Here is a 24,560-nt window from a genome sequence, read left to right as displayed (position 1 = left end):
TCACCGACGCCCGCGGCCCCGGATCGGGGGAATCGGTCCGGGGCCGCGGGAATGACTCGGCGGGAGGGGCCCTGCAGGGGCGGGCGGTGGGTCAGTCCTCGACGACCAGGGACGGGGTGGACTTCGTCAGGACCTGGCCGCGGAAGAAGGCCGGGCTGCGGCGTTCGGTGACGGCCATGATGACCAGGCCGAGGGCCAGCAGGCCGACGCCGATGACGAAGACGCTGCCGACGCCGAGGACGTCGGAGCCGGAGCCGTAGGCCGGGTCCCACGCGTCGACGAGGGTCTTGAGGAAGACCGCGGCCAGCAGCAGGCCGCCCATGACCGGGAAGACGCCCTTGAAGAACAGGTCCCGGGCGGAGCGGCGCAGGTCGCCGCGGAAGTACCAGGCGCAGGCGAAGGCCGTCAGCGAGTAGTAGAAGCAGATCATCAGGCCGAGCGCGAAGATCGTGTCCGTGAGGACGTTCTCGCTGACCAGGGTCATGATCGTGTAGAACGCGCCGGTGGCGACGCCCGCCATGACGGTGGCGCGGCCCGGGGTCTTGAACTTCGGGTGGACCTTGGCGTAGGAGGGCGGCAGCGCCTCGTACGTCGACATGGCGAGGACCGTGCGGGCCACCGGGATGAACGTGGTCTGCAGGGACGCGGCGGCGGAGGCCAGGACGGCGACGAAGAGCAGGATGCCGAGCAGCGGGCCCATCACGGGGCCGGCGAGGGCCGCGAAGACGTTGCCGGAGGTCTCCGGGTTGCCGAGGCCGAGGCCCTTGTCGCCCGAGCCGACGGCCATCTGGGCGGCGATGCCGGTGGCGAGGTACGAGCCGACCAGGACGACCATCGCGATGAGCGAAGCGCGGCCGGGGGTCTTGGCGGAGCCGGTGGTCTCCTCGTTGGTGGCCAGGCACGCGTCCCAGCCCCAGTACATGAAGATCGAGAGGGAGAGACCGGCGGTGAAGGACCCCATGGACCCGACCGCGAAGGGGTTCATCCAGGACCAGGAGAAGTCCAGGCCGGTGTCGAAGGTGCCGGCGGAGGCCTTCTGGAGGGCCATGGCGACGAAGACGGCGAGCACGACGAGCTGGAGGCCGACGAGGGTGTACTGGACGCCCTTGGTGGCGGTCATGCCGCGGTAGCTGATCGCCGTGGCGGTGGCGATCAGGGTCAGGCAGGTGGCGATGTGGACGAGCTTGTTGTCGTCCAGGGCCGCGATCGACGGATTGCCCGTGATCTCACCGGCGAGGAGCCAGAAGTAGGAGGTGGCGACACCGGCCAGGTTGGAGAGCACGATGATCGTGGCGATCACCAGGCCCCAGCCGCACATCCAGCCGATCCGCGGGCCGAAGGCCTTGACGGTCCAGGTGAACGAGGTGCCGCAGTCCGGCATGGCCTTGTTGAGCTCGCGGTAAGCGAAGGCCACCAGGAGCATCGGGAGGAAGCCGGCGAGGAAGACCGCGGGCATCTGGACGCCGACCTCGCCGGCCGTCGAGCCGAGGGTCGAGGTCAGGCAGTAGACGGGGGCGACGGTGGAGATGCCGATGACGGCACTGCCCACCAGGCCGACGGATCCCTTGCCGAGGCCCTTGCCGCGCACGTCGCTCTCGCCCTGGGCGACGCCGCCTACCGTGTCTCCGGCCCGGGGCCGAACGTCCAGCTGAGTCATGGGTCAGGACGTTAGATGCTGCGCATTCCACATCTGGAGGCCTTGAGTCCGGATTCAGGGCGGCCCAAACCCCTTGGAATCTCGAGATCAAAACGTTCACAGGCATGCAATACAAGGTTCACTCAGGCATCCATCCGCAGATCGACAGGTGCCGGACAGCGTGTTCCGGTATGCGGAAACCGCACCTCTGCCCCTTTTGCACGCTTTCAAACTTTCCCGTGTGACCGCGCTCACTCCCGCCCTTCCGGAGTGGATTGCCGCGGACATGACCACTTTGACCTACAGTCCCGTCGTGCGCATCAAGATGATCATCACCACTGTCACGGCCGTCTCGGCCCTCCTCACCCTCACCACCGCCTGCGGAGGGGACGGATCCCAGGCAGGCGGCATCGGCGGCATCGGCGGGGACTCCGTCGCGGCCAACGGCGAGGGCGACGGCGGCCCCCACGAGGGCACCCTCGAGAACCCCACGAAGAACGGCGGGGTCAACGGCAACGCCCCCAAGAACGGGACCGCGTTCCAGAAGCTGCCGAAGGCGGGCACCATGGCCGCCGCCGCCCGCTTCGTCAACGGCTACACCCGGTGCGACCAGGTCAGCAAGACGCCTTCGGACGGCGCTCCGACCGAAGGCCCGGGGACCGCCGAGTACGACAAGGCGCATTCCATCACCGAGGTCGGACACTGCGGCAGGGGCGGCCGCACCACGATCGTCATGATCAAGGACCCGAAGGCCTTCCAGACCGCCTTCAAGGCCGAGATCGATGCGAAGAACGGCGGCGGGAACCCCGACGGCGGCATCGTCATCGGTCAGGACTTCGCCATGGGATCCCAGGACTCGGACGCCATGGCCGCCCTGCTCCAGCCGCAGGCCGGGCTGCTCATGCTGAACTGCCACCCGCAGTTCAACCCGCCGAGCGGATTCCGCAAGGAACCGGCCCTGGTCAAGGGCTGCGTCCTCACCGACTACTACAAGGACTGAGGACGCCGGGCGGGGCGCGCGAGCCCCGCCCGGCCCGGCGGCGCTGGTGGAACTCCAGGTCAACGGGCGGGTCGGCGGCGACGCCGTATTTTCGGTGGACGCCGGGTGATCACTGCGGCATGCTCGCGCTCATGACCTACGGAATCGAGTCCCACCCCGCCCGGTGAGCGCCCGCGAGGAGCGCGCTGCGCTCACCCCCGGAACCTCCCTGTACGACTACGCCCTCTTCCTCCGCGGCATCGAGCCGGACGGCCGGATCCCGCGCAAGGGCTATCCCCTCCCCGACGGCCCACCGGAGCCCGGCCCCCGGGACCTGACCTGGCACCAGGCGCAGGCGGTCGTCACCGACACCCTCACGCCCCTGCTCGCCGACCCCGACCCGGTACGGGCCGCCGAGGCGGTCCACCGGCGGGTCGCAGACCTGGCCATGTCCCCCCGCACCCTGCGCGCGCACACCACGCGGCTCGCGCTCGCCGACGAGGACGCCGCCCGGCGGACCGCCCGGCAGCTGGTCCGCACCGGTACGCACGTGACGGCCGTCGGTGTCGGCATGGCCCTGCTGATCCGCCTCGGCGAGCCCGAGGACGTGCCCTGGCTCAAGGCCCTCGGCATGCTGCACGGCCTGGCGGACACCGCGAGCGCCGCGCTCGACCCGCTCGACCGGCAGGCGGCCGCCCTGCTGGTGCTGCGCAGCCGCGACCGGTCCCGGGAGCTGACGGCGCTGACCGACGCGGTCACCTCCGGCGACGCGGAGGCCACCCGGTCCGCCCTGCTCGCCTTGCCGCACGAGCAGCTCATGTGGCAGCCCCGGCGCCTCGCCGAGGCCGCCGACCTGTACGGACTGCTCCGGGCACGGCCGCAGGACCCCGAGCTGCTCGCACTGACCGGCCGGCTGCTGCACCGTATGGCCGACCAGCAGGACAGCCGCCCCCAGATCCTCGACTACCCGCCCGCCCGGGCCGTGTACGAGGCCCTGGTCCGGCACGCCGACGAGCTGTCCCCGACCCCGGAGCACCGGTCGCTGCTGCTGTCGGTCGCCCTCGACCTGCACAGCGGAGCACCCGTCCTGCTGAACTGGCGGCCCGGGCGGCGCCGGGCCCTGCTCGACGCCCTGGACCGGCTGCTGCCCGGGACCTCTCCGGACCCCGGGCCCGCAACGGGCGACCGGCAGGAGGAATGGTTCCGGCGCAACCGGCGCCTCCCCTTCGCCCGCGCCGGGGACGGTGACCGGCCGCGGTGGGAGGTGGTCGTCGTCCACGGGTCCGCGGACTCCTCCGCCGTCGAGACCCGGATCCTGGCCGACGGGGTTCCGCTCGTGCCCGCGCTGTTCGGGAAGGGGCTCGGCAACCCGCCCGAGTACCTCCTCGACAGCGGCCGGCTGCGCGCCGGACCGGAGCCGCGGGAGGTGCAGCTCGTCGAGGCGTACTGCACCGAGGGCTGCTGCGGCGCGCTGTACGTGACGGTCCGCCGGGACGGCGACGCGGTGGTGTGGGACGGCTGGCGCGGGGCGGTCGGCCCGACGCCGCCCGCGTACCGCTTCGACGCGGCCGCGTACGACGCCGAGCTCGCGCGCGCCGAACGGGACCTCTCCTGGTGCTGGCCGGCCCGCAGCACCGCGCGGCTGATCGCGGCGGGCCTGCGCGACCGGCCCGACCTGGCCTCCCGGTGGGAACTCGCGCCGAGCTGGGCCGGCACCGACTGGCGGGACCCGGACACGACGGTGGTCCAGCTCAGGTTCACGCCGTCCGCGCCGCCTCCCGGCACCGGCGGGTCGCTCTACTTCGTGTGGCGGCTGCCCGACGACGACGGCCCGCCCGGGGACCGGGCGGCCGCCGCCCTGCAACGGCTGGAGACGCAGGACCCCAAGGCCTTCGCCTCCTTCGGCGGCGGCAACCAGGAGCTGGCCGAGGCCCTCGGCTACCGCGAGCGCCCGCGCACTCCGCGGGGATGACACGGATCCGGCCGGGGGCCACCCGCCCCCGGCCGGATCCGCACCCGCGGGCTACGCCGTCCAGACGATCGACTGCGTCTCGCTGTACGCGTGCAGCGCGTACGAGCCGACGTCGCGGCCCACACCGCTGCGCTTGAAGCCGCCGAACGGGGCCTCCATGTTGCGGCCGATGGTGTTCACACCGACCCCGCCCGCCCGCAGCCGCCGGGCCACGCGGAACGCGCGGGCCGAGTCCCCGGACCACACGTAGCTGAGCAGGCCGAAGTCGCTGTCGTTGGCCAGGCTGACCGCCTCGTCCTCGTCCCCGTCGAAGGGGACGACCACGACGACCGGGCCGAAGATCTCCTCGCGGACCACCCGCATGTCGTTGGTGCAGTCGACGAGGAGGGTGGGGGCCACGTAGAAGCCCTTGCCCCCGTCCCCGACCACGGGACGCTCGCCGCCGTACGCGAGGCGCGCGCCCTCCTTCTTCCCCAGTTCGATGTACGACTCGACGCGGTCCCGGTGCGCCGCCGAGATCACCGGGCCCACCACCGTGCCCCGCTCCCTCGGGTCGCCGACCTTCATGAAGGCCAGGTAGCCGGTGAGCTTCTCGATCAGCCGGTCGTAGACCGCCCGGTGGGCGATCACCCGGGTCGGGGCCGTACAGATCTGGCCGGAGTAGAAGGAGAAGGTGGTGCCGATGCCCATCATCGCGGCGTCCAGGTCGGCGTCGTCGAAGACGATCGCCGCGCCCTTGCCGCCCAGTTCCATCAGCTGCCGCTTCATCGTGCGGCCGCAGACCTCGGCGATGCGCTGCCCGACGCCCGTGGAGCCGGTGAAGGACACCATGTCCACGTACGGGGAGTCGACCGCGGCCTCGCCGATCTCGACCGACTGCCCGTTCACGACGTTGACCACGCCCGCCGGGACCCCGGCCTCGGCGAGCGCCTCGGCCATCTTGAACACCGACAGCGGGTCCTGCGGGGCCGGTTTGACCACCACCGTGTTGCCCATGGCCAGGGCCGGGGCCACCTTGCCCGCCGGGTTCGCCCACGGGTTGTTGTACGAGGTGATGCAGGTGACCACGCCGACCGGCTGACGCACCTCCAGCGCGCCCAGGACGGACGCCTTCCCCATCGGGCCGGCCTCGGTGACCTGCGGCGGCAGGCCGCGCTCGACCGGTTCCAGGGCGCCCTTCGCGTACCGCCGGAAGCGGGTGACGCCCACGCCGACCTGCATGCCGCGGGCGATCCCGGTCGGGGCGCCCGTCTCGGCCTGGGCGAGGGCCGCCCACGGTTCGTACTCCCGCTGCATGATGTCCGCGGCCCGGTCGAGGATCGCGGCGCGCGCCTCGGGCGTCGTACGGGACCAGCTCCCGAAGGCCTCGGCGGCGGCGCGGGCGGCCTCCTCGACCTGTCCGCGCGAGGCCTCGGGGGCCAGGCCGACGACGGATTCGTCCGCCGGGTCGACCACCTCGTAGTGGCCGCCCGCGGGCTCCACCCACTCGCCGCCGATGTAGAGCTTCTGCGGGGTCCGTGCTTCCGTCACCTGGTGCTCACCGTCCTCGTGTCCCGGCCCGACCGGAGCACGATGCCCGGCACGGCCCCCGTCACCTCGTCGTCGCGGATGGTCTCCACGCCGTTGACCCTGACCGAGACGATCCCGATGGCCCTCGAGTCCAGCCGCGGGCTGTCCCCGGGCAGGTCGTGGACGAGGGTCGCGGGGCCGGCCTCGATGCGCTCGGGGTCGAAGAGGACCAGGTCCGCGTGGAAGCCCTCGGCGATCCTGCCGCGTTCGCGCAGCCCGAACAGCTGCGCCGGGTCGTCCGTGAGCATCCGAACGGCCTGCTCCAGCGGCACCAGCTTGCGGCCGCGCAGGCAGTCGCCGAGGAAGCGGGTCGTGTAGGGGGCGCCGCACATGCGGTCCAGGTGCGCGCCCGCGTCGGAGCCGCCGAGCATGACGTCCTCGTGCTGCCAGGTCTCGGCGCGCAGGGCCCAGGTCGCCGGGTCGTTGTCGGTGGGCATGGGCCACAGCACGGTGCGCAGGTCGTCTTTGGCGCATATCTCGACCAGGCACTGGAAGGCGTCCTGGCCGCGCTCGGCGGCGATGTCGTCGACGACGCGGCCGGAGAGGCCCTCGTTCTCCTTGCTGTACGTGTCGCCGATGACGTAGCGCCCGAAGTTGGCGAGGCGGCGGAAGACCCCGGCCTCCTTGCTGTCGGCGCGGCGCAGCATCTCGGCGCGTACGTCCGGGTCGCGGAGCTTCGTGATCCGCTCGGGGAGGGGGAGGTTCAGGACCTCGCCCCAGCCGGGGATGAGGTTGAGCGCGCAGAACGTACCGAGGGACATGTTCATGGGGGTGAGGATCGGCATGGTGAGGGCGACGATCCGGCCGCCGGCCTTGCGGGCGCGCTCGCTGGGGATCAGCTGGCGCGGGACCCGCTCGGGGACGGCGGCGTCGATGGTGAGGACGTTCCAGTTCAGCGGCCTGCCCGCGGCGGCGCTCATCTCGACGAAGAGGTCGATCTCCTCGTCGGAGAACTGGTCGAGGCAGCCGGCGACGATCGCTTCGAGCTGGGTGCCCTCGTGCTCGGAGACGGCCTTCGACAGGGCGAGGAGTTCGGCCGGCTCGGCGTGCCGGGAGGCGACGGGGGCGCCGTCGCCGTCGGAGTGCGTGGACGACTGGGTGGTGGACAGGCCCCAGGCGCCGGCGTTCATGGCGTCGTGGAGGAGGTCGAGCATCTGCTGCATCTGCTCGGGGGTGGGCCGGCCGCCGACGGCGTCCTCGCCCATGACGTGGCGGCGCAGGGCGCAGTGGCCGACCATGAAGCCCGCGTTGACGGCGATGCGGCCGTCAAGCGCGTCGAGGTACTGGCCGAAAGTGGACCAGGTCCAGTCGACGCCCTCCTCCAGGGCCGCGAGGGCCATGCCCTCGACCTTGCTCATCATGCGGCGCGTGTAGTCGGCGTCCTCGGGGCGGTCCGGGTTGAGCGGGGCCAGGGTGAAGCCGCAGTTGCCGCCGGCGACGGTGGTGACGCCGTGGTTCATGGAGGGGGTGGCGTACGGGTCCCAGAAGAGCTGGGCGTCGTAGTGCGTGTGCGGGTCGATGAACCCGGGGGTGAGGACGAGGCCGGTGGCGTCCTCGGTGGTGCGGGCCTCTTCCGTCACGGTGCCGATGGCGACGATGCGGCCGTCGCGGATGCCGACGTCTGCGACGCGGGCGGGGGCGCCGGTGCCGTCGACGACGGTCGCGCCCTTGATGACGTGGTCGAGCATGACGTCCCTTCTTTCGGGGCTCCGCCCCGGACCTCCGTGCCTCGAGCGCCGGCGGGGCTGGATGTGGCTGCGGCCGGTGTTCACGCTGCGCGCCGTGTCCTGGGGCTCCGCCCCGGACCCCGCGCCTCAAACGCCGGCGGGGCTGGTTCTGCCCCCGGCGGCTTCCCAGTGCCGCCGGGGGAAATCCAGCCCCGCCGGCGTTTGAGGCGCGGGGGTTCGGGGGCAGCGCCCCCGACCACGGCGCGGCAGCCGAAGGGCGGAGCCTCCGTGCCCCGGCCGGTGGCCGCCCGGTCGGGGCACGGTCCGGGGCGGCGGTCCGGGAAGACGCCGCCCCGTTCCCCCGCCGGGTCAGACGGCCTGGCGGAAGCGGGTCGTGCGGTGGACCGGGTCCGTGTCGATCTCGGGGATCACGTGCTCGCCGATCAGCTTGATCGTGGTCATCGTGTCCTCGTACGAGACTCCCGTCGGCAGACCGAAGGACAGCTGGTCCGCGCCCGCCTGCTCCCAGCGCTTGCACTGGGCCTTGACCTCGGACGGGTCACCGCAGATCAGCAGTTCCTCGGCGATCAGGAGCTCGATGATCTCCGCGTTGTACTCCGGCAGGGTCTCGGGCCACTCCGGGATGGCCTCCGGCCGCGGGAAGGTGTCGTGGTAGCGGAACACCAGCGACTGGAAGCGGTTCATGTTGGCGTTGACGGCGATCTCGACGGCCTTGTCGTGGGTCTCGGCGCAGATGGCGGTCGAGGTGACCATGACGTTGTCGTTGACGAAGGCGCCGATGGCCTTCGCCTCCCGGATGGCCGTCTTGTACTGGTCGAGGACCCACTCCATGTCGGAGACCTTCTGCACGCTGAAGCCCAGCACGCCGAGGCCCTTCTTGGCGGCCATCGCGTACGAGGACGGGGAGCCCGCCGCGTACCACATGGCCGGGTGCGCCTTCCCGTACGGCTTGGGGAAGACCTTCCGCGGCGGGAGCGACCAGTGCTTGCCCTGGAACCCCTCGTATTCCTCCTGGAGGAACATCTTGGGGAACTCCGCGATGGTCTCCTCCCAGATCTCCTTGGTGCCGTTCATGTCCTCGATGCCCGGGAGGAAGCCGAGGATCTCGTGGCTGCCGGCGCCGCGGCCGGTGCCGAATTCGAAGCGGCCCTTGGAGAGGTGGTCGAGCATGGTGACCTTTTCGGCCACCTTCACCGGGTGGTTGACCGGGGCGAGCGGGTTGAAGATGCCGGAGCCGAGGTGGATGCGCTCGGTGGCCGCGGCGAGGTAGCCGAGGAACACCTCGTTCGCCGACAGGTGCGAGTACTCCTCCAGGAAGTGGTGCTCGGAGGCCCAGGCGTACTTGAAGCCGGACTTGTCGGCCTGGATGACGTACTCGGTCTCCTCCAACAGCGCCTTGTGCTCGGCCTGGGGGTCGACCTTGGACCGCGCCTCAGGCACGTATCCCTGCACGAAGAGCCCGAATTCCAAGGGGGTTCACCGTCCTTTGATTTCTGACGTTGCGTCAGATTCGATGTCTCGACTGTTCCATCGGGAGGGCGGGAGCGTCAATACCTGACGCTCCATCAGATATGGACCGAGGGCCGCTAGAGGACGCTGACGCCCGCCATCCAGCCGCCGTCGATCACGAACGGCTGGCCCGTGATGTACGAGGAGTCCTCGCTGGTCAGGAAGAGCGCCAGCTTGGCGATCTCCTCGGGCTGCCCGACCCGCCCCATCGGCACCACGCGCCGGTAGAGCTCCGCCATGGCGTCGCGGGCCTCCTGGGGCAGGTCCGCCGGGTTCGTGTTGCCGGGGGTGGCCATGGCGGTGTCCACGGCCCCCGGGCACATCGCGTTGACCCGGATCCCCTTGGCCGCCAGCTCCAGGGCGGCCACCCGCGTGAGGCCCAGGATGGCCGCCTTGGTGGCCGCGTACGTGCCGACGTACGCCATGCCCGTCAGGCCGGTGTACGAGGAGGTGTTGACGATCGTGCCGCCGCCGGCCGCCTCGATCTCGGGGGCCACCGACTTGATGCCGAGGAAGGCGCCCACCTGGTTGACCTGCACCACCTGCTGGAACTCCTCCAACGGGGTCGCGGTCAGCTCGTTGAAGCGCAGGATGCCCGCGTTGTTGACCAGCCCGTTGACCGGGCCGAAGGCCTCCTTCGCGGCGGCGACCGCGGCCGCCCAGTCCTCCTCGCGGCTCACGTCGAGGTGTGCGTAGCGCGCCCGGTCCTCGCCCAGTTCCTTGGCCACGGCCGCGCCCTGCTCGTCGAGCACGTCCCCGAGGAGGACCTTGGCCCCCTCGGCGGCGAAGAGCCGGGCCTCCTGCTCGCCCTGGCCGCGCGCCGCGCCGGTGATGATCACGACGCGCCCGTCCAGCTTGCCCATGCCGTACTCCCGGTCTTCTAGTCGTTGAGGTGCGGCGCGACGTCGGCGCCGAAAGCGGTGATCTGGTCGACGAGTTCGGCGCGGTCGCGGCTGCGGAAGCGGACCTGGATCTGGTCCACGCCGAGGGCCTTGTACTCGCGCAGGGACTCGGCGAGCGCCTCCGCCTTGCCGGTCAGGGTGCGGCGGCCGGTGTCCCAGCCGGGCTCGCCGACGTACAGGGCCTCGGTGATCGCCCCGAACTCCATGGGGCCGGTGATCCCGGCCTCCTCGCGGAGCTCCTTGATGCGGGCGATCTGCGCGGGCAGCTTCTCCCGCGGGTCGCCCTGCGGGAGCCAGCCGTCGCCCCGGAGGGCGGTGCGGCGCACGGCCGCGGGCGAGGAGCCGCCGACCCAGACGGGGATCCGGTCCTGCGCCGGCCGGGGCAGCTGGCCGAGGTCCTTGAAGGAGAACCGCTCGCCTTCGAACTCGGGGTACTCCTCCGGGCCCAGCGCGGCGCGCAGCGCGTCCAGGGCCTCGTCGAGGACGGCGCCCCGGCGGGCGAAGTCCACGCCGAGGACCTCGAACTCCTCCTGGACGTGCCCGGCGCCGACGCCGAGGATCAGCCGGCCGCCGGAGAGGTGGTCGAGGGTCGCGTACTGCTTGGCGCTGATCAGCGGGTGGCGCAGGCCGAGGATCGCGACGTGGCTGAGCAGCCGGACGCGCTCGGTGATCCCCGCCAGGAAGGACAGGGTGGCCACCGGGTCGTACCAGATGGTGCTCATGGGTCCGGCGAGCCGGCGCGGGATGGCCACGTGGTCGCAGGTGGCCAGGTATCCGAAGCCGGCCCGGTCGGCGGCGCGGGCCACCTCGGCGAGGTCGGCGGCGCCGGCCGAGGCCTCCCAGGGCTCGGCGTAGAGGGTGCTCTGCGACTGGATCGGGAGCTGCATCCCGCAGACCAGCCGACCTTCCGGAAATACGCGCGCCATGCCGGGCCCGCCTCGCCTTCGTCTGCCGATTCGTCATATCGGTGTGCCGGGCCATCGTCGTAGCTGACGGTCCGTCAGGCAAGGGGGTGGACGGAACGGGTGGCCGAACCGGATCGCACACCGTGCCGCACATCGAACTCCTGGCCTGATCCGAAAGGGACGGCCTAGGGTGCGCTCATGGAACTGTTTCTCACGCTGGTCAGCGGACTCGCCTGGACGGTCGTGTACGTGGAGGCGATCCGCGTCGGACTGCGCGACCGGACGTACGCCATGCCGGTCGCCGCGCTCGCGCTGAACTTCGCCTGGGAGTCGATCTACGCGGTCCGCGACATCGCGACCGGCGTCTCCGCCCAGGGCGTGGTGAACGTGGTGTGGGCGGCGGCCGACGTGGTGATCGTCTGCACCTACCTGCGGTTCGGCCGGGCCGAGCTGCCGCGGTTCGTGACCCGCCCGATGTTCGCCGCCTGGTCGGTCCTGGTGTTCGGCACCGGCTTCGCCGTACAGGGCCTGTTCCTCACCCACTTCGGGGCGCACGACGCCACGCGCTACTCGGCGTTCCTGCAGAACCTGCTGATGTCCGGACTGTTCATCGGCCTCTTCGCCGCCCGGCGGGGCGCGCGCGGGCAGTCCCTGACCATCGCCGTCGCCAAGTGGCTGGGCACGCTGGCCCCGACCCTGCTGTTCGGGGTGATCGAGGACGCGCCCTTCATCCTCGCGCTGGGCATCCTGTGCAGCGTCTTCGACCTGGCCTACATCGGCCTGCTGCTCCAGGCCCGCGGCCGGGAGGCGTACCCGCAGGCCGCTGCCGGTGCCGGTGCCGGCAGCGGGGCCGACGCCGTCAGAAGCCTTCCGGACCCATCACGATGACCGGCTTCGCCGCCGGGTCGAGGGTCTCCAGGACCTTCTTCATGGCCTCCTTCGGGATGCCCACGCAGCCCTGCGAGGGCCCGTCGTGGTCCACGTGGAGCCAGATGTTGCCGCCCTTGCGCTCGCCCTCCGGCTTGGTGGCGTCCAGCGGGGACGTGCCCGGCTTGCGGTTGAAGTCGATCGCGACCACGTAGTCGAAGGAGCCCGCGAGCGACTCGCCGTTCACCCCGCGGCCCGTCGCCACGAACGAGCTGTCCTTGCTGTACGGGAGCCTCGTGCCCGGCGGCTTCGGCAGCAGGCCGCCCGCGTCGGTCAGCGCGAACACGCCCTGCGGGGAGGTCAGGTCCCCGTACGTGCGCTCCGTGGACCAGCCCTTGGCCCCGTTGCGCGCCGGCCAGCTCTCCGCCCGCACCCAGTCCGCGCCGGCCGCGGGCCGCGTGTACAGGGTGGCGGTGGACTCCGAGGAGTCCTTGGCCTTGCCGGTGACGAGGACGAGCTGGCGGGACTCGGCGGGGATCCGGGCCCGGGTCTGCTCGCTCACGCCCGGCAGCCCCTGGAGGGCGTCCCGGCGGGCGTCGCGCGCCGCACGGTCCTCGGCGGGCGGGCGGGAGTCGGCGCGGGCCTGCGTCCGGGGCTCGGACTTCTCCGGTTCGGTGACGGAGTACACCCATCCGGCCCCGAGGGTCAGCAGGCCGAAGGCAGCCCCGAGCGCCACACGGCGCGTCGGACGGGACGTGCGGGAGCGGGCTCGGCGGTGCTTGCTCATTGGGCCGACCGTACATCAGCAGATCTTCCGACCCGGTGTACCCCGGGAGGTGCCCTGCTGCTCCGCGGCCGGGAAACGGACCCGCACCGTCAGCCCGCCCTCCGGCTCCGCGTTGGCCTCGGCCACGAGCGAAGCCCCGTGCGCCCGCGCGATGGCCGCGACGATCGAAAGCCCCAATCCGGCGCCCTCACCTGCGGTGTGCCGGCGTTCGGCACGCCTGCGGAACGGCTCGAGGAGCCTCGGCACGTCCGCCGGATCGATCACCGGGCCGGTGTTGGACACCGCCAGTTCCCCGCCGGCGGAGGTCGCCACGACGATCCGGCCGCCCGCGCGGTTGTGACGTACGGCATTCGCCAACAGGTTCCGGACCAGCTGCCCGAGGAGCGTCCGGTCGCCGGTGACCGTCAGCGGCGCGAGGGTCCGTACGACGGTCAGCCCGTGCGGCGGGTCGGCCGCCAGCTCCGCCGCGGTCAGCGCCGCCAGGTCCACCGGTCCGGTCGATCCGGGCTCCAGGCCCTCCTGCGACACCGCGAGCAGCAGCAGGGACTCGACGAGGTGCTCACCGGCCTCCGCGACCCCGATCAGCCGCTCCCGGATCCGGGCCACCTTCCGCGGCGACGGCTCCCCCGCCAGCCCGATCTCGGCCGCGGCCCGCTGCACGGCCAGCGGGGTGCGCAGCTCGTGCGCCGCATTCGCCGCGAACCGCCGCTGGGCGCCGACCAGATCCTCCATCCGTCCGAGCATCGCGTCGAAGGTGTCGGCCAGTTCCTTGAGCTCGCCGGGCGGGGCGTCGAGGGAGATCCGCTGGTGCAGGTTCTCGCCGGACAGCCGCCGCGCGGTCTCGGTGATCACCCCGACGGGGCGCAGCACCCGGCCGGCCATCCACCAGGCGAGCCAGATCGACAGCACGGCGAAGACGGCCAGCGCGAGCAGCGAGTACACCAGCATCCGGTGCCGGGTCGCCTCGGTGACGGCGTCGGAGAGGTCCTGGGTGAAGGCGTAGCCCCTGAGCTCCTCGGGAGTGGGGCTCTCGCCGGGGGCCATGGTCCGGGCGGGCTCGGGACGCCGGCCCACGTCGGCCGTGTCGCCCGGTACGGGGAGCCGGTAGGCCGGGCTGACGGTGCGGACGACCCCGCTGACGCTCGCGTACAGCCCCTGGCCGACGAGGACGTAGACCAGCGCCACCAGGCCGCCGCCCGCGAGGAGCAGCAGCGAGCCGTACAGGGCGGTGAGGCGGGCGCGTTCGGTGCGCGGGAGCAGCCGCGACAGCGGCCCCCGCAGCGCCCCGGCGGACGTGCTTCCCGTCTTCACCGGTCGGCGATCCGGTAGCCCGCACCCGGCACGGTCTCGATCGGCTGCGGCTCGCCCAGCTTGGCGCGGAGCTTGCTGAGGGTCACACGGACGGCGTTGGTGGAGTAGCTGGTGTCCTGCTCCCACACCTGCTCGATCAGGTCGTCGCTGCTGACCACGGCCCCCTCGGCGCGCAGCAGCGTCTCCAGCACGGCGAACTCCTTGCGGGACAGCGCGAGGCGGTGCCCGTCGCGGGTGGCGGTGCGGCGGGCGGTGTCGACGGCGATCCCGGCGCGCTCCAGCACGGGCGGCAGGGCGGGGCGGGCGCGCCGGCCCAGTGCCAGGACGCGGGCGAGGAGTTCGTCGTAGGCGAAGGGCTTGGTGAGGTAGTCGTCGGCGCCGAGGCCGAGCCCTTCGACGCGGTCGCGTACGGTCCCGGAGGCGGTCAGCATCAGGACGCGGGTCAGCAGCCCCTCGCGGACCACCTGGCGGCAGACCTCGTCGCCGTGCAGGCCGGGCAGGTCGCGGTCGAGGACGAGGACGTCGTACGCGTCCAGCCGCAGCCGGCGCAGGGCCTCCAGGCCGTCGCCCGCCTCGTCGACGGCCAGGGCGTCGCGGCGCAGCCCTTCGGCGATCATCTCCCGGAGGAATTCCTCGTCCTCCACCACCAGTACGCGCATGCCCCCCTCTTTACCGGAAGAGCACATTTCGCCGTTGTAAGCAGGGTGCGAGAGGGAAGCGAAACCCCCTTCGGCGCAAGGCTCGGGACCATGAAGCGATCCCTGATCATGACCACCGCCGCGGTCGTCACCGGACTGACCCTGTTCGCCACCGCCTGCGCGAACGACGGCTCCGGCGGCTCCGCGGGTTCGGGCGGGAAGAAGGAGTCGGACGGCGGGAACCAGGCCGACAACGCCGTGAAGATGCGCCAGTGCCTGCGCGAGCACGGCATCGACGCCCCCGACCCGGCGCCCGGCCAGGACCCGCGCGGGATGACGGTCGGCGGCGGCGCCGACCCGCAGAAGATGCAGGAAGCCATGAAGACGTGCGGGATGGGCGGCCCCGGCTCGGGCAAGGAGCCCACGCAGGAGGAGAAGGACAAGGAACTCCGGTGGATCCGCTGCATGCGTGAGAACGGCATCGCGCTGAAGGACCCCGAGTACAACGGGGGCGCGCGCACCGGCATCGAGATACCCCAGGGCCAGGAGAAGGCCTTCGAGGACGCCCAGAAGAAGTGCGAAGCGGCCCGGTGAAGCCGCGCTCCAAGTGGCTGCTGGGTGCGCTGGCCGTCGTACTGGCCGTCTCGGGCGGCGGCTACGCCGTCATGGCGCAGCCGCAGCAGGACGACGCGGCGCGCGAGCGGCGCACGGACGGACTGCCCCCGGCCACGGCGCCGGTGCAGCGCGGCGACCTCAGCTCCGGCCTCCAGGTGGAGGGCACCCTCGGCTACGCGCAGGAGCGCAAGCTGAACGCGGGCGGGCCGGGCGTGCTGACCTGGGTCGCGGGCGAGGGCTCGGCGGTCGAGCGGGACGGGAGGCTGTACGAGGTCAACGGGCGGGCGGTGCGGCTGATGTACGGGTCCGTGCCGATGTACCGGCCGCTGAAGGCCGGGGACAAGGGCGAGGACGTCAAGCAGCTCAAGCGCAACCTCCAGGCGCTGGGGTACGGCACCGGGCTCGATCCGGAGGACCCGTCGTTCACGGCGGGCACGGCGACCGCGGTCAAGCGGTGGCAGAAGGCGCACAAGGCCGCGGAGACGGGCGAGGTCGGCAAGGAGGACGTCGCCTTCGCCTCGGGGCCGCAGCGGGTGCGCAGGAACGATGCGGCCGTCGGTGACGAGCCCGGGCCGGGGAAGGCGGTGCTCACGGTGACCGGCACCGAGCGGATCGTCCGGTTCCGGCTGGAGGCGGCGAAGGCGGCCGCGGCGAAGGCCGGCGAGCCGGTCACCGTACGGCTGCCCGGAGGGACGACGGCAGGCGGCAAGGTCGACTCGGTGGGCGGCACGGCCGGTTCGGGCGAGGGCGGCGACGGCGGCGCGGGCGGTGGCGGTGGCGGTGGCGGTGGCGGTGGCGGTGGCGGTGGCGGCGACAAGAAGGCCAAGGTCGAGGTGTCCGTCACCTTCGACAAGCCCGCCGGGGTCGACGCCCCGGACCAGTCCCCGGTGACCGTCGGCCTGACCGGGGAGACCCGCAAGGGCGTGCTCTCCGTACCGGTGGGCGCGCTGCTCGCGCTCACGGGCGGCGGCTTCGGCGTCCAGGTCGTGGAGGACGGCCGGGTGCGCGAGGTGAAGGTCGGCCTGGGCATGTTCGGCAACGGCCGGGTCGAGGTGACCGGCGACGCCCTCGAGGAGGGCATGCAGGTGGGGATCCCGAAGCTGTGAGCGACACCGGAATCGCAACGGTCGTGGAGCTGACCGGGGTCACCAAGGAGTACCCGGGCGGGGTCGCCGCCCTGCGCGGGGTCGACCTGAGCGTCCGCAGCGGCGAACTGCTGGCGATCGTCGGCCCGTCCGGCTCGGGGAAGTCCACCCTGCTGCACATCGTCGGCACCCTGGACCGCCCGACGGCAGGCGGTGTGCGCATCGCCGGCCACGACGTCGCGGCCCTGTCGGACCGTGCGCTGTCGGCGCTGCGCTCCCGGCACGTCGGCTTCGTCTTCCAGTCCTTCCACCTGGTGCCGGGCATCAGCGCGAAGGCGAACGTGGCCGAGGGGCTGCTGTACTCCGGCCTCTCGCGCGCCGAGCGCGGCCGCCGGGCGGCCGCCGCCCTGGAACGGGTCGGCCTCGGCGACCGGCTGGAGCACCGGCCGCACGAACTGTCCGGCGGGCAGAAGCAGCGCGTCGCCATCGCGCGGGCGGTCGCGGGTGCACCGGACCTGCTCCTGGCGGACGAACCGACGGGCGCGCTGGACACCGCTTCCGGGGAGTCGGTGATGGAGCTGCTGCACGAGCTCAACCGGGACGGCGCCACGATCGCGGTGATCACCCACGACAACGAGATCGCCGCCAGCCTGCCGCGGCAGGTGCGGATCCGGGACGGGGAGATCGTGGCGGACGTAAGGAACGGGACGGGGGTGCGGTCATGAGCAGCACGAACGGCACCGACGGTACGAACGGCACCGGCGGTACGCGGATCCGCGCCTCCCGCACCCGCGCCCGCACCCGGCGGCTCAGCCCGCCCAGGCTGTCCCCCCGGGACGTCCTGCACGTCGGGTCGGCCGGGCTGCGCTCGCGCCCGATGCGGGTGTTCCTGTCCGCGCTCGGTATCGCCATCGGCATCGCGACGATGATCGCGGTGGTCGGGATCTCCTCCTCCAGCCAGGCCGAACTGCTGCGGGAACTCGACGCGCTCGGCACGAACATGCTGGTCGTGACCCCCGGCCAGGGGATGTTCACCGGGCAGGACACCAAACTGCCGAAGGAGTCCCCCGGCATGATCTCCCGCATCGAGGGCGTCGAGTCGGTCGGTACCACCGGTGACGTGCCCGAGTCCGTACGCCGGTCGGAGAACATCCCGCGGGAGGAGACCGGCGGGATCGTGCTGAAGGCGGCCAAGGACGACCTGCTGGGCACCCTGCGCGCGAGGACGGGCAGCGGGAGCTGGCTCAGCGGGGCCACCGGCCGCTACCCGGCGGTGGTGCTCGGCGACGTGTCCGCGCGCCGCCTCGGCATCACCGCGCCGGGGCAGCAGGTGTTCATCGGCGGCCGGTACTTCACGGTGATCGGCATCCTGGAACCGGTCCCGCTCGCTCCGGAGATCGAGCGGTCCGCTCTGATCGGCTGGGACGCGGCGCAGCAGCTGCTGGGCTTCGACGGGCATCCGACGGCGGTGTACGAGCGCTCGGCGGACGACCGGGTCGCGGCGGTCAGGAAGCTCGTCGCGCAGACGGCCAACCCGCAGACCCCGAGCGCGGTCTCGGTCACCGACCCGTCGGCGGCGCTCCAGGCGAAGGCGGCCACGGAGGGCGCATTCAGCACGCTGCTGCTGGGCCTGGGCGGGATCGCCCTGCTGGTGGGCGGGGTCGGAGTCGCCAACACCATGATCATCTCGGTGCTGGAGCGGCGGCACGAGATCGGCCTGCGCCGCTCCCTGGGCGCCACCAAGGGCCAGATCCGGATCCAGTTCGTCACGGAGTCCCTGATGCTGTCCGGGCTCGGCGGCCTGGCGGGCATCGTCCTCGGCGGCGCGGCCACGGCGGTCTACGCCCGGGCCGGGGACCTGCCCTGGGTGGTCCCGCCGTGGGCGGTGACCGGCGGCTTCGGGGCCACCCTGGCGATCGGCACGCTGGCCGGCCTCTACCCCGCGGTGCGCGCGGCCCGGCTCTCGCCGACGCTGGCGCTGGCGGCGGCGTAGGAGGGCGGAGGAGAGGGGCCGGAGGCGGGGCCGGAAGCGGAGGGACAAAAGGGGTGTCCCGCCTCCGCCCCCCGGCGTACGCTGGATCGATGCGCACTCGAACTGCACGTCACGCGGCCCGCGTTGTCATCCTCTCCCCCGAAGGCTCGGTGTTCCTCTTCCGCGAGGACAACGTGGAGGTGGGCATCCACTGGCTGCCGCCGGGCGGCGGCATCGATCCCGGCGAGAGCCCCGAGGACTGCGTACGGCGCGAGCTGCGCGAGGAGACCGGGTGGACGGACCTGGAGCCCGAGCGGCTGCTGTGCACCTGGGAGCACGACTTCACGCACGAGGGGATCCCGGTGCGCCAGCACGAGCACATCTACGTCACCAGCGGCCCGCACCGCGAACCGGTCCTGGAGGCGCCCGGCATCCACTGGCAGTGGCTCCCCAAGGAGCGCCTGGCCACCCTCGGCGAACCCCTGTGGCCGCCGCGCCTCGCGGAGCTCCTCGCCGACACCCCGGCGGAGCCGGTGCACCTGGGCCTGCTGAACTAGTGCTGTGGCCGGAGCCCGTCCCGTCAGTCCTCAGTCCTTCGCCGTGGCCTTGGCGTACAGCGAGGCGGCGTACTCCCCGAGGACGGTGCTCGTCGACACGTCGTCGGTGTCGCCGCCCGTGAGGATGCCGACGATCTTCCCGTCGCGCGCCATCCACGCGCTGCCGCTGGTGCCGCCGGGGAAGTCGGCGCAGTCGAAGCGCTGTTCGGTCGCGCTGAGCCGGACCGCGACCGCCGTGCACGTACGGGGAACCTTGCGGTCGGCGGGGTAGCCGGTGACGGTCACCTCCTCGGCGGTGCGGCCGCTGGTGTCGAGGGCGGCCGCGCCGGTCACGTCCTCGATGTTGCGGCCCTTGTCGTCGGGGGCGATGCGGGCGAAGGCGAGGTCGTAGTCGTCGTCCGTACCCTCGGCCCAGCGGTCGTCCTCGAAGACCTTCTCTATCTTCCACGTGCCGTACGGAGCGAACCCGTTGGCATACGCAGGCGCGAAGACGGCCCCGCCTTCGCCGTTGGTCTGGTCCCCGGCCAGCAGGCAGTGCCCGGCGGTGACGATCAGGTTCTTGCCCGGGCTGCGCACGACGGTCGCCGTGCAGAAGTGGTCCCCGTCCAGGCCACCGGTGAACAGGGCCCCGGTGAAGGCGGCCGGGCCGCCGGGCTTGGGGGTCACCGGCGCGGGCAGCGGCGAGGTGAGCTGAGACCTCGGCGAGGCTTGCGAACGCGACGAAGCCGTGGGCGAAGCGGTCGGTGCGGCCTTCGCGCGCACGGGCGGAGCCCCCTCCGGCGGCGGCACCAACTCGGCCACCGCCGCGGACGCGCCCAGCGCCGCCACGGCGCACAGCACCACCGTCACCACGTTCCGCCTGTCCACCGGCATGATGATCCTTCCGCTTTGCCCCGGCGAAGCATGCCTTGGCGGCGGGCGCGGTCGCAAGGGGCGCGGCGGCGCCTGGCGGGCTTCGGGCCGGACGGAATCAGCAGGCTGCCGGGTCCGACCGGACGAAGCTCAGACCCGGGCGGCCGTCGACGGAAATCTCACCCGTGGGGACGAAGCCCGCGCGGGCCAGGACGGTGCGGGAGCCCGCGTTGTCGAGGGTCGTGACGGCGCGCAGCGTGGTGACGCCGTACCGGGCGGCGGCGAGCCGGCAGACCTCGCGCACGGCGGTCGTGGCCAGCCCCCGCCCGGCGGCGTGCTCGGCGATCCGGTAGCCGAGTTCGGCCGAGCCGTCCTCCACGTCGACGAGGTTGACCCTGCCCAGCACCGCGCCGTCGTCGCCCACCAGCAGGTGGAAGAAGCACAGCCCGTCGGCCTGCTCGGCCAGGAGGGCGCTGTGCCGGTCGTCGAAGTAAGCGAAGTACTGGTCGCCGCGGTCCGGGACGGACGCCGCGAAGTACGCCCGGTTCTCCCGCTCGAACTCGAGCAGGGCGGGGGCGTGGTCGACGCGGAGCAGTTCGAGTTCGGGCATGCCCCGATGCTAGACGGGCCACCTGCTGAAGCCCGCCTGCGCGGTGTGGACGGTGACGGTGCCGCCGCCCAGGTACTCGGCCTTCTGCCGCAGCCGCTCCGCCACCGCCGCACCCGGGCTCCCGTACACGTCGATCGACCGCATGCGGATGAGCGCGCCGAACGCACGGAACTTCGGGCCGCCGAGCTCCATGTGGAGCTCCATGGACGCCGAGTCCGGGTGGACGGCGATGCAGGTCATCGTGGACTGCGCCTCGTCGATGAAGAAGTGGTACGCGATCAGCTGCGGTTCGTGCGCCTCGACGAACGCGGCCAGGTCGCGCATCCCCTCCTTGACCTCCGCCAGCCTGCCCTCGCGGATGTCGGAGCGGTCGACGTAGTGGATGGGGTCCGCCATGACGCCCGAACCTAGCACCGGAACCCCGGCGGGCCCCGTAACGCTTCCCGGCGAGCCTGATCTCCCGTACGGCGACCGGCCGCACGACCCGCCCCGGGGGCTCCCCGCAACTTTCCCTCCGCGCATCGGGATTGGGGGCTTTACAGACTGACGATCTCGCGTACTCTCTCCCTCGAACACAAAACAGTGTCTGGGGGAAACAGTAATGATCGGTGTCATCCTCGCCGCCACCACCGCCGCGCTCGCCGTGCCCGTCGCCGGGCTGTTCGGCCACCGCGCCGTGCGCCGGTCGGCGAACGCCGCGCTCATGCGGATCGACTCGCCCGCCGGCATCGACGAGCAGGGCTTCGTCCGCATCGGCGGGATCGAGCAGTGGATCTCGATCCGCGGCGAGGACCGCGCCAACCCCGTGCTCCTGGAGATCCACGGCGGGCCCGGCGCCGCCGGCTCCCCCTACGGGGCCCGCACCCGGGAGTGGGAGAAGCACTTCACCCTCGTCCGCTGGGACATGCGCGGCGCCGGCCTGACCTTCGCCCGCGGCGGCGCCGTGGCCCAGGGCGGGCCGGTCACCTTCGACCGGCTGTACGAGGACGCCCTGGAGGTCACCCGGTACGTCCTGGACCGGATGCAGGTGGGCCGGGTGGTGCTCATGCCGAGTTCCTTCGGCACCGTCTTCGGGCTGCGGCTGGCCCGCAACCACCCCGAGCTCTACTCCGCGTACGCCGGCACCGACCAGAACGTCCACGAGGCGGGCCGGGACACCTCCGCCTACCGGGCCACGCTGGAGCGGCTGCGGACGGCCGGGAAGACGAAGCAGGCCGCGGCGATCGAGGCGATCGGCTCCGACTCCGCGCGGTGGACCTCGGCGCAGCGGGCTTCGTACGACAAGCTGTGCGCCGGCAGCGACCCGCTGACCCTGGACACGGTCAAGAAGGTGATCCTGGGGTCGATGTGGCTGTCGCCGCTGTACACCCTCAGCCGGATGAAGGCGTACTTCCAGGGCCAGGCCTTCTCGGAGACCGTCACGGAAGGGGCGTCCGGGTTCGACGACTGGGCCGACGGGACGCGCTTCGAGATCCCCTTCTTCGTCTTCCAGGGCGCACTCGACGTGATCACCCCGGCGGCGCGCGCCAAGGCGTACTTCGACGCGGTCGAGGCCCCGGTCAAGCACTTCGAACTGATCGAGGACGCGAGCCACTTCGCGTGGATCCGGCGCCCGGAGCGGTTCCTGGAGCTCCTCCTGACCCACGTCCGCCCGGTGGTCACGGCCCCCGCGAACCGGTAGCGGCCAAGAGCGCCCGGCAGTGGGCGTGCTGGGCGGTCTTAATCGAGTGCGGGAGTTCCGGTCCGGGTGATAGAAGGTCCGCGTGACTGATCATCTTCACTTCCCCACCCTGCTGCGGATGCTTGACGAGCGGTCCGCCGCGTTCCGCGCCGCCGTCGCCGCAGCCCCCAGCCTCGACGCCGATGTCCCGTCCTGCCCGGGCTGGACGCTGTACGACCTGGCGAACCACCTCAGCGAGGGGGACCGCTTCTGGGCCCACATCGTGCTGAACACCGCGCCGGGCGACGAGCGGCCGAGCAAGGACGGGCTGGCGGCGCCCAGGGGGCGCGAGGAGCTCATCACCTGGCTGGCCGACTCGACGGAGCAGCTGCTCGCTGCTCTGCGCGAGGCCGGCCCGGACCGGGGGTGCTGGGCCTGGTGGGAGCCGCTGGCCTCGCCGCACACGGTGGCCGCCGTGGCCCGCCGCCGCGTCCCGGAGTCGCTGATCCACACCTACGACGCCCAGCTGGCCTCCGGTACCCCGCAGGAGCTGCCGGCGACCGAGGCGGGCGACGCCATCGAGGAGTTCCTCGCCACCGTCTGCACCGGCACGGTCCCGTGGCCGGGCGAGCCCGCCACCATGGACTACCACGCAGCCGAGGCCGGCTCCTGGCGCCAGACGGTGGACGCCGCCGGTTCCCGCTTCACCCGCCTCACCCCGGCGGAGGCTGCCGAGAGCAAGCCCACCACCGCCATCTACGGCACGGCGAGCGAGATGGCCCTGCTCATGTACATGCGCATCCCGGCCGGCTCGCTGCGGATCGAGGGCGACGCCGACCTGCTCCAGCAGCTGCAGGACTGGGGCTGAGACCGACCGGCACGTGGATCGCTCGAGGCGTCGGGTGGTGGGGCGGCCGTCCCAGCGGTAGCGCGGGGCCGCGCGGCGGATGAGCATGCGCAGCGTGACGATCGCTGCGGCCCAGGTTCACGTCGACCCGGTCGGGCAGCTCGCCGGCCTGTTCCTTGCCGGCCTTCAGGACAGGGCGCTCTAAGGCGATTGCCCGATCCCCCGGCACCCTCCTTAGACACACGCTGGGCCCATGGGCAAGTGGGGAACGGTGCGGGTCCTGCGGGACCGGAACGCGGGGCTGTATCTGTCCGGCGTGGTGGTGTCCGGGTTCGGGACGAGCGCGATGTGGCTGGTCGCCGGGGTCTGGGTCAAGTCGCTGACGGGCTCGGACTCGCTGGCGGCGCTCACCGCGTTCGCCATGTGGGCGCCCGTCCTGGCGGGCCCGGCGCTCGGGGCGCTCGCCGACCGCCTGCCGCGGCGGCCGCTGCTCGTCGCGGTGAACCTCCTGATGGCGGCGCTGCTGCCGCTGCTGCTCCTGCTCGACTCCGCGGACCGGGTGTGGCTGCTGTTCGCCGTGCTGCTGGCGTACGGGATCTGCGGCACGCTGCACGACGCGGCGGAATCGGCCCTGGTCGCGCAGGCCGTCGACGCGCGGCTGCTCGGGGACCTCGGCGGGCTGCGGCTCGCGGCCGGCGAGGGCATGAAGCTGCTGGCGCCGCTGGTGGGCGCGGGGCTGTTCGCCCGGTTCGGCGGGGCCTCGGTGGCACTGCTCGACGCGGTGACGTTCGCGCTGGCGGCGGGGATCTTCGTACGCGTACGGGCAGGAGGGACGGCTGCGGAACGCGGCCCGGCCGGGGGCGGGTTCGCGGCGGGTGCGCGGCAGTTGTGGGGCTCGCCGGTGCTGCGGCCGCTGGTCCTGGCGGGCGGGGCGGTGATGTTCCTGGCCGGGCTGAACGGCGCCGCCGTCTACGCGGTCGCCGACGGCGTGCTGGGGCGCGCTCCGGCCTACGTGGGGCTGCTGTACGCGGTGCAGGGTGCGGGTTCCGTACTGGCCGGGCTCGCCGCGGGACCGCTGCTGCGGCGGCTGCCGGGGCGGGTGTTCGCGGCCGCGGGGACGGGCCTGTTCGCACTGGGCGCCGGGGTCAGGGCGGTGCCGTACGACGCGGTGGTGCTGGCGGGCAGCGCGGCGATCGGCATGGGGCTGCCGTGCGTGCTGATCGCCGCGCTGACGGCGGTGCAGCGGGAGGTCCCGGACGCCGTCCTGGGCCGTGCCGCCGCCACGGCCAACACGGTGCTCTTCGTACCGAACGCGGTGGCGCTGGCGCTGGGCGCGGGACTGGTGGCGTTCATGGACGTACGGGTCCTGCTGCCGCTGCTCGCCGTGGCGGGCCTGGCGGTGGCGACGCCGCTGCTCGTGGCCCGGCGGCCGCACCCGGCCGCTCGAACGCCGGAGGGGCCGGTTTCACCCGCCCGGCGCTGAGTCCGGCCACGTGGGCGGGTGCGGCTCACCGATCGGGGCTCCGCCCCGGACCCCGCGTCTCAAACCCCGGCGGGGCTGGTTCTCCCCCGCCGGAGGCACGGGCCGGGCGGGGATAC

The 24,560-nt window shown here is 72.7% G+C and carries 23 protein-coding genes and 1 pseudogene; 11 read left to right on the top strand and 13 right to left on the bottom strand.

Translation table 11 applies throughout. From position 1 onward, the window contains the following. Nucleotides 1-91: 91 nt before the first annotated feature. Nucleotides 92-1,657, bottom strand: a complete 1,566-nt coding sequence (locus ACIGFK_RS29790; RefSeq protein WP_376662147.1) for an APC family permease — start codon at nt 1,655-1,657, stop codon at nt 92-94. Nucleotides 1,658-1,949: 292 nt separating this feature from the next. On the opposite strand from ACIGFK_RS29790, the gene ACIGFK_RS29785 reads away from it, so the two are divergent. Then, complete coding sequence (locus tag ACIGFK_RS29785) at nt 1,950-2,636, top strand: hypothetical protein (RefSeq protein WP_400054289.1); 687 nt, start codon at nt 1,950-1,952, stop codon at nt 2,634-2,636. Between the two features lie 163 nt (nt 2,637-2,799). Continuing rightward, complete coding sequence (locus tag ACIGFK_RS29780) at nt 2,800-4,587, top strand: hypothetical protein (protein ID WP_400054287.1); 1,788 nt, start codon at nt 2,800-2,802, stop codon at nt 4,585-4,587. Nucleotides 4,588-4,638: 51 nt separating this feature from the next. On the opposite strand, the gene ACIGFK_RS29775 is transcribed toward ACIGFK_RS29780, so the two are convergent. From ACIGFK_RS29775 to ACIGFK_RS29755, 5 genes are all read right to left on the bottom strand, one after another. Continuing rightward, complete coding sequence (locus tag ACIGFK_RS29775) at nt 4,639-6,117, bottom strand: aldehyde dehydrogenase family protein (protein WP_376662380.1); 1,479 nt, start codon at nt 6,115-6,117, stop codon at nt 4,639-4,641. After that, nucleotides 6,114-7,907, bottom strand: coding sequence for an amidohydrolase family protein (locus tag ACIGFK_RS29770; RefSeq protein ID WP_400054317.1), 1,794 nt, complete (start codon nt 7,905-7,907; stop codon nt 6,114-6,116). Before ACIGFK_RS29770 ends, ACIGFK_RS29775 begins: the two co-directional genes overlap by 4 nt. Nucleotides 7,908-8,192: 285 nt before the next feature. Then, the gene (locus ACIGFK_RS29765) at nt 8,193-9,314 is read right to left on the bottom strand and encodes an LLM class flavin-dependent oxidoreductase (RefSeq protein WP_376660424.1); all 1,122 of its coding nucleotides are present in this window, start codon (nt 9,312-9,314) and stop codon (nt 8,193-8,195) included. 116 nt (nt 9,315-9,430) lie between these two features. Then, nucleotides 9,431-10,216, bottom strand: coding sequence for an SDR family NAD(P)-dependent oxidoreductase (locus tag ACIGFK_RS29760; RefSeq protein ID WP_376660423.1), 786 nt, complete (start codon nt 10,214-10,216; stop codon nt 9,431-9,433). A gap of 17 nt (nt 10,217-10,233) precedes the next feature. Further along, entirely contained in the window at nt 10,234-11,181 is a 948-nt protein-coding gene (locus ACIGFK_RS29755; protein WP_376660422.1) for an LLM class F420-dependent oxidoreductase, read from the bottom strand. 177 nt (nt 11,182-11,358) lie between these two features. Here ACIGFK_RS29755 and ACIGFK_RS29750 point away from each other — a divergent pair, with 177 nt between their 5' ends. Next, nucleotides 11,359-12,048, top strand: a complete 690-nt coding sequence (locus tag ACIGFK_RS29750; protein ID WP_400054284.1) for a hypothetical protein — start codon at nt 11,359-11,361, stop codon at nt 12,046-12,048. Here the strand turns inward: ACIGFK_RS29750 and ACIGFK_RS29745 are convergent. The 3 genes from ACIGFK_RS29745 to ACIGFK_RS29735 are packed head-to-tail and all read right to left on the bottom strand — an operon-like array spanning nt 12,020 to nt 14,784. After that, nucleotides 12,020-12,814 carry a hypothetical protein gene (locus ACIGFK_RS29745; RefSeq protein ID WP_376660420.1) on the bottom strand — a complete coding sequence of 265 codons (795 nt, stop codon included), beginning with the start codon at nt 12,812-12,814 and terminating at the stop codon, nt 12,020-12,022. The two genes, ACIGFK_RS29750 and ACIGFK_RS29745, sit on opposite strands and share 29 nt — an antisense overlap. 15 nt (nt 12,815-12,829) lie before the next feature. Then, the gene (locus tag ACIGFK_RS29740) at nt 12,830-14,125 is read right to left on the bottom strand and encodes a sensor histidine kinase (RefSeq protein WP_376660419.1); all 1,296 of its coding nucleotides are present in this window, start codon (nt 14,123-14,125) and stop codon (nt 12,830-12,832) included. After that, nucleotides 14,122-14,784, bottom strand: a complete 663-nt coding sequence (locus ACIGFK_RS29735; protein WP_400054281.1) for a response regulator transcription factor — start codon at nt 14,782-14,784, stop codon at nt 14,122-14,124. The genes ACIGFK_RS29740 and ACIGFK_RS29735 overlap by 4 nt, the downstream gene beginning before the upstream one ends. Nucleotides 14,785-14,874: 90 nt before the next feature. Between ACIGFK_RS29735 and ACIGFK_RS29730 the strand changes: the two genes are divergently transcribed. The 5 genes from ACIGFK_RS29730 (at nt 14,875) to ACIGFK_RS29710 (ending at nt 18,992) form a co-directional block, all read left to right on the top strand. Beyond that, nucleotides 14,875-15,357 carry a hypothetical protein gene (locus ACIGFK_RS29730; protein WP_400054279.1) on the top strand — a complete coding sequence of 161 codons (483 nt, stop codon included), beginning with the start codon at nt 14,875-14,877 and terminating at the stop codon, nt 15,355-15,357. Continuing rightward, nucleotides 15,354-16,484, top strand: a complete 1,131-nt coding sequence (locus tag ACIGFK_RS29725) for a peptidoglycan-binding protein (protein ID WP_400054277.1) — start codon at nt 15,354-15,356, stop codon at nt 16,482-16,484. The genes ACIGFK_RS29730 and ACIGFK_RS29725 overlap by 4 nt, the downstream gene beginning before the upstream one ends. Next, nucleotides 16,481-17,188, top strand: a complete 708-nt coding sequence (locus tag ACIGFK_RS29720; protein WP_376660415.1) for an ABC transporter ATP-binding protein — start codon at nt 16,481-16,483, stop codon at nt 17,186-17,188. The genes ACIGFK_RS29725 and ACIGFK_RS29720 overlap by 4 nt, the downstream gene beginning before the upstream one ends. Next, complete coding sequence (locus tag ACIGFK_RS29715; protein WP_400054275.1) at nt 17,185-18,456, top strand: ABC transporter permease; 1,272 nt, start codon at nt 17,185-17,187, stop codon at nt 18,454-18,456. The genes ACIGFK_RS29720 and ACIGFK_RS29715 overlap by 4 nt, the downstream gene beginning before the upstream one ends. An 89-nt stretch (nt 18,457-18,545) precedes the next feature. Further along, complete coding sequence (locus ACIGFK_RS29710; RefSeq protein WP_376660413.1) at nt 18,546-18,992, top strand: NUDIX hydrolase; 447 nt, start codon at nt 18,546-18,548, stop codon at nt 18,990-18,992. A 30-nt stretch (nt 18,993-19,022) separates the two neighbouring features. Here the strand turns inward: ACIGFK_RS29710 and ACIGFK_RS29705 are convergent, their stop codons facing one another. From ACIGFK_RS29705 to ACIGFK_RS29695, 3 genes are all read right to left on the bottom strand, one after another. Beyond that, on the bottom strand, nt 19,023-19,865 hold the full coding sequence (locus ACIGFK_RS29705; RefSeq protein ID WP_376660412.1) for a trypsin-like peptidase domain-containing protein: 843 nt from the start codon (nt 19,863-19,865) through the stop codon (nt 19,023-19,025). Between the two features lie 97 nt (nt 19,866-19,962). Beyond that, a complete protein-coding gene (locus tag ACIGFK_RS29700; protein WP_400054272.1) occupies nt 19,963-20,454 on the bottom strand; it encodes a GNAT family N-acetyltransferase in 492 nt (163 codons plus the stop codon). 9 nt (nt 20,455-20,463) lie between these two features. Further along, on the bottom strand, nt 20,464-20,850 hold the full coding sequence (locus tag ACIGFK_RS29695; protein WP_376660410.1) for a hypothetical protein: 387 nt from the start codon (nt 20,848-20,850) through the stop codon (nt 20,464-20,466). A 205-nt stretch (nt 20,851-21,055) separates the two neighbouring features. Here ACIGFK_RS29695 and ACIGFK_RS29690 point away from each other — a divergent pair, with 205 nt between their 5' ends. Together ACIGFK_RS29690 and ACIGFK_RS29685 are read left to right on the top strand one after the other, a co-directional pair. After that, entirely contained in the window at nt 21,056-22,135 is a 1,080-nt protein-coding gene (locus ACIGFK_RS29690; RefSeq protein WP_400054270.1) for an alpha/beta fold hydrolase, read from the top strand. An 82-nt stretch (nt 22,136-22,217) separates the two neighbouring features. Continuing rightward, entirely contained in the window at nt 22,218-22,982 is a 765-nt protein-coding gene (locus ACIGFK_RS29685; RefSeq protein WP_400054268.1) for a maleylpyruvate isomerase family mycothiol-dependent enzyme, read from the top strand. 21 nt (nt 22,983-23,003) lie between these two features. Here the strand turns inward: ACIGFK_RS29685 and ACIGFK_RS29680 are convergent. Then, a pseudogene (locus tag ACIGFK_RS29680) lies at nt 23,004-23,093 on the bottom strand (IS5/IS1182 family transposase); the annotation flags it as partial. Between the two features lie 121 nt (nt 23,094-23,214). On the opposite strand from ACIGFK_RS29680, the gene ACIGFK_RS29675 reads away from it, so the two are divergent. Further along, nucleotides 23,215-24,444 carry an MFS transporter gene (locus ACIGFK_RS29675; protein WP_386470813.1) on the top strand — a complete coding sequence of 410 codons (1,230 nt, stop codon included), beginning with the start codon at nt 23,215-23,217 and terminating at the stop codon, nt 24,442-24,444. Nucleotides 24,445-24,560 lie beyond the last annotated feature (116 nt).

Source organism: Streptomyces sp. NPDC085524 (assembly GCF_044541755.1).
In the GTDB taxonomy this organism is placed as follows: domain Bacteria; phylum Actinomycetota; class Actinomycetes; order Streptomycetales; family Streptomycetaceae; genus Streptomyces.
This window is presented reverse-complemented; position numbering and strand designations above follow the sequence as displayed.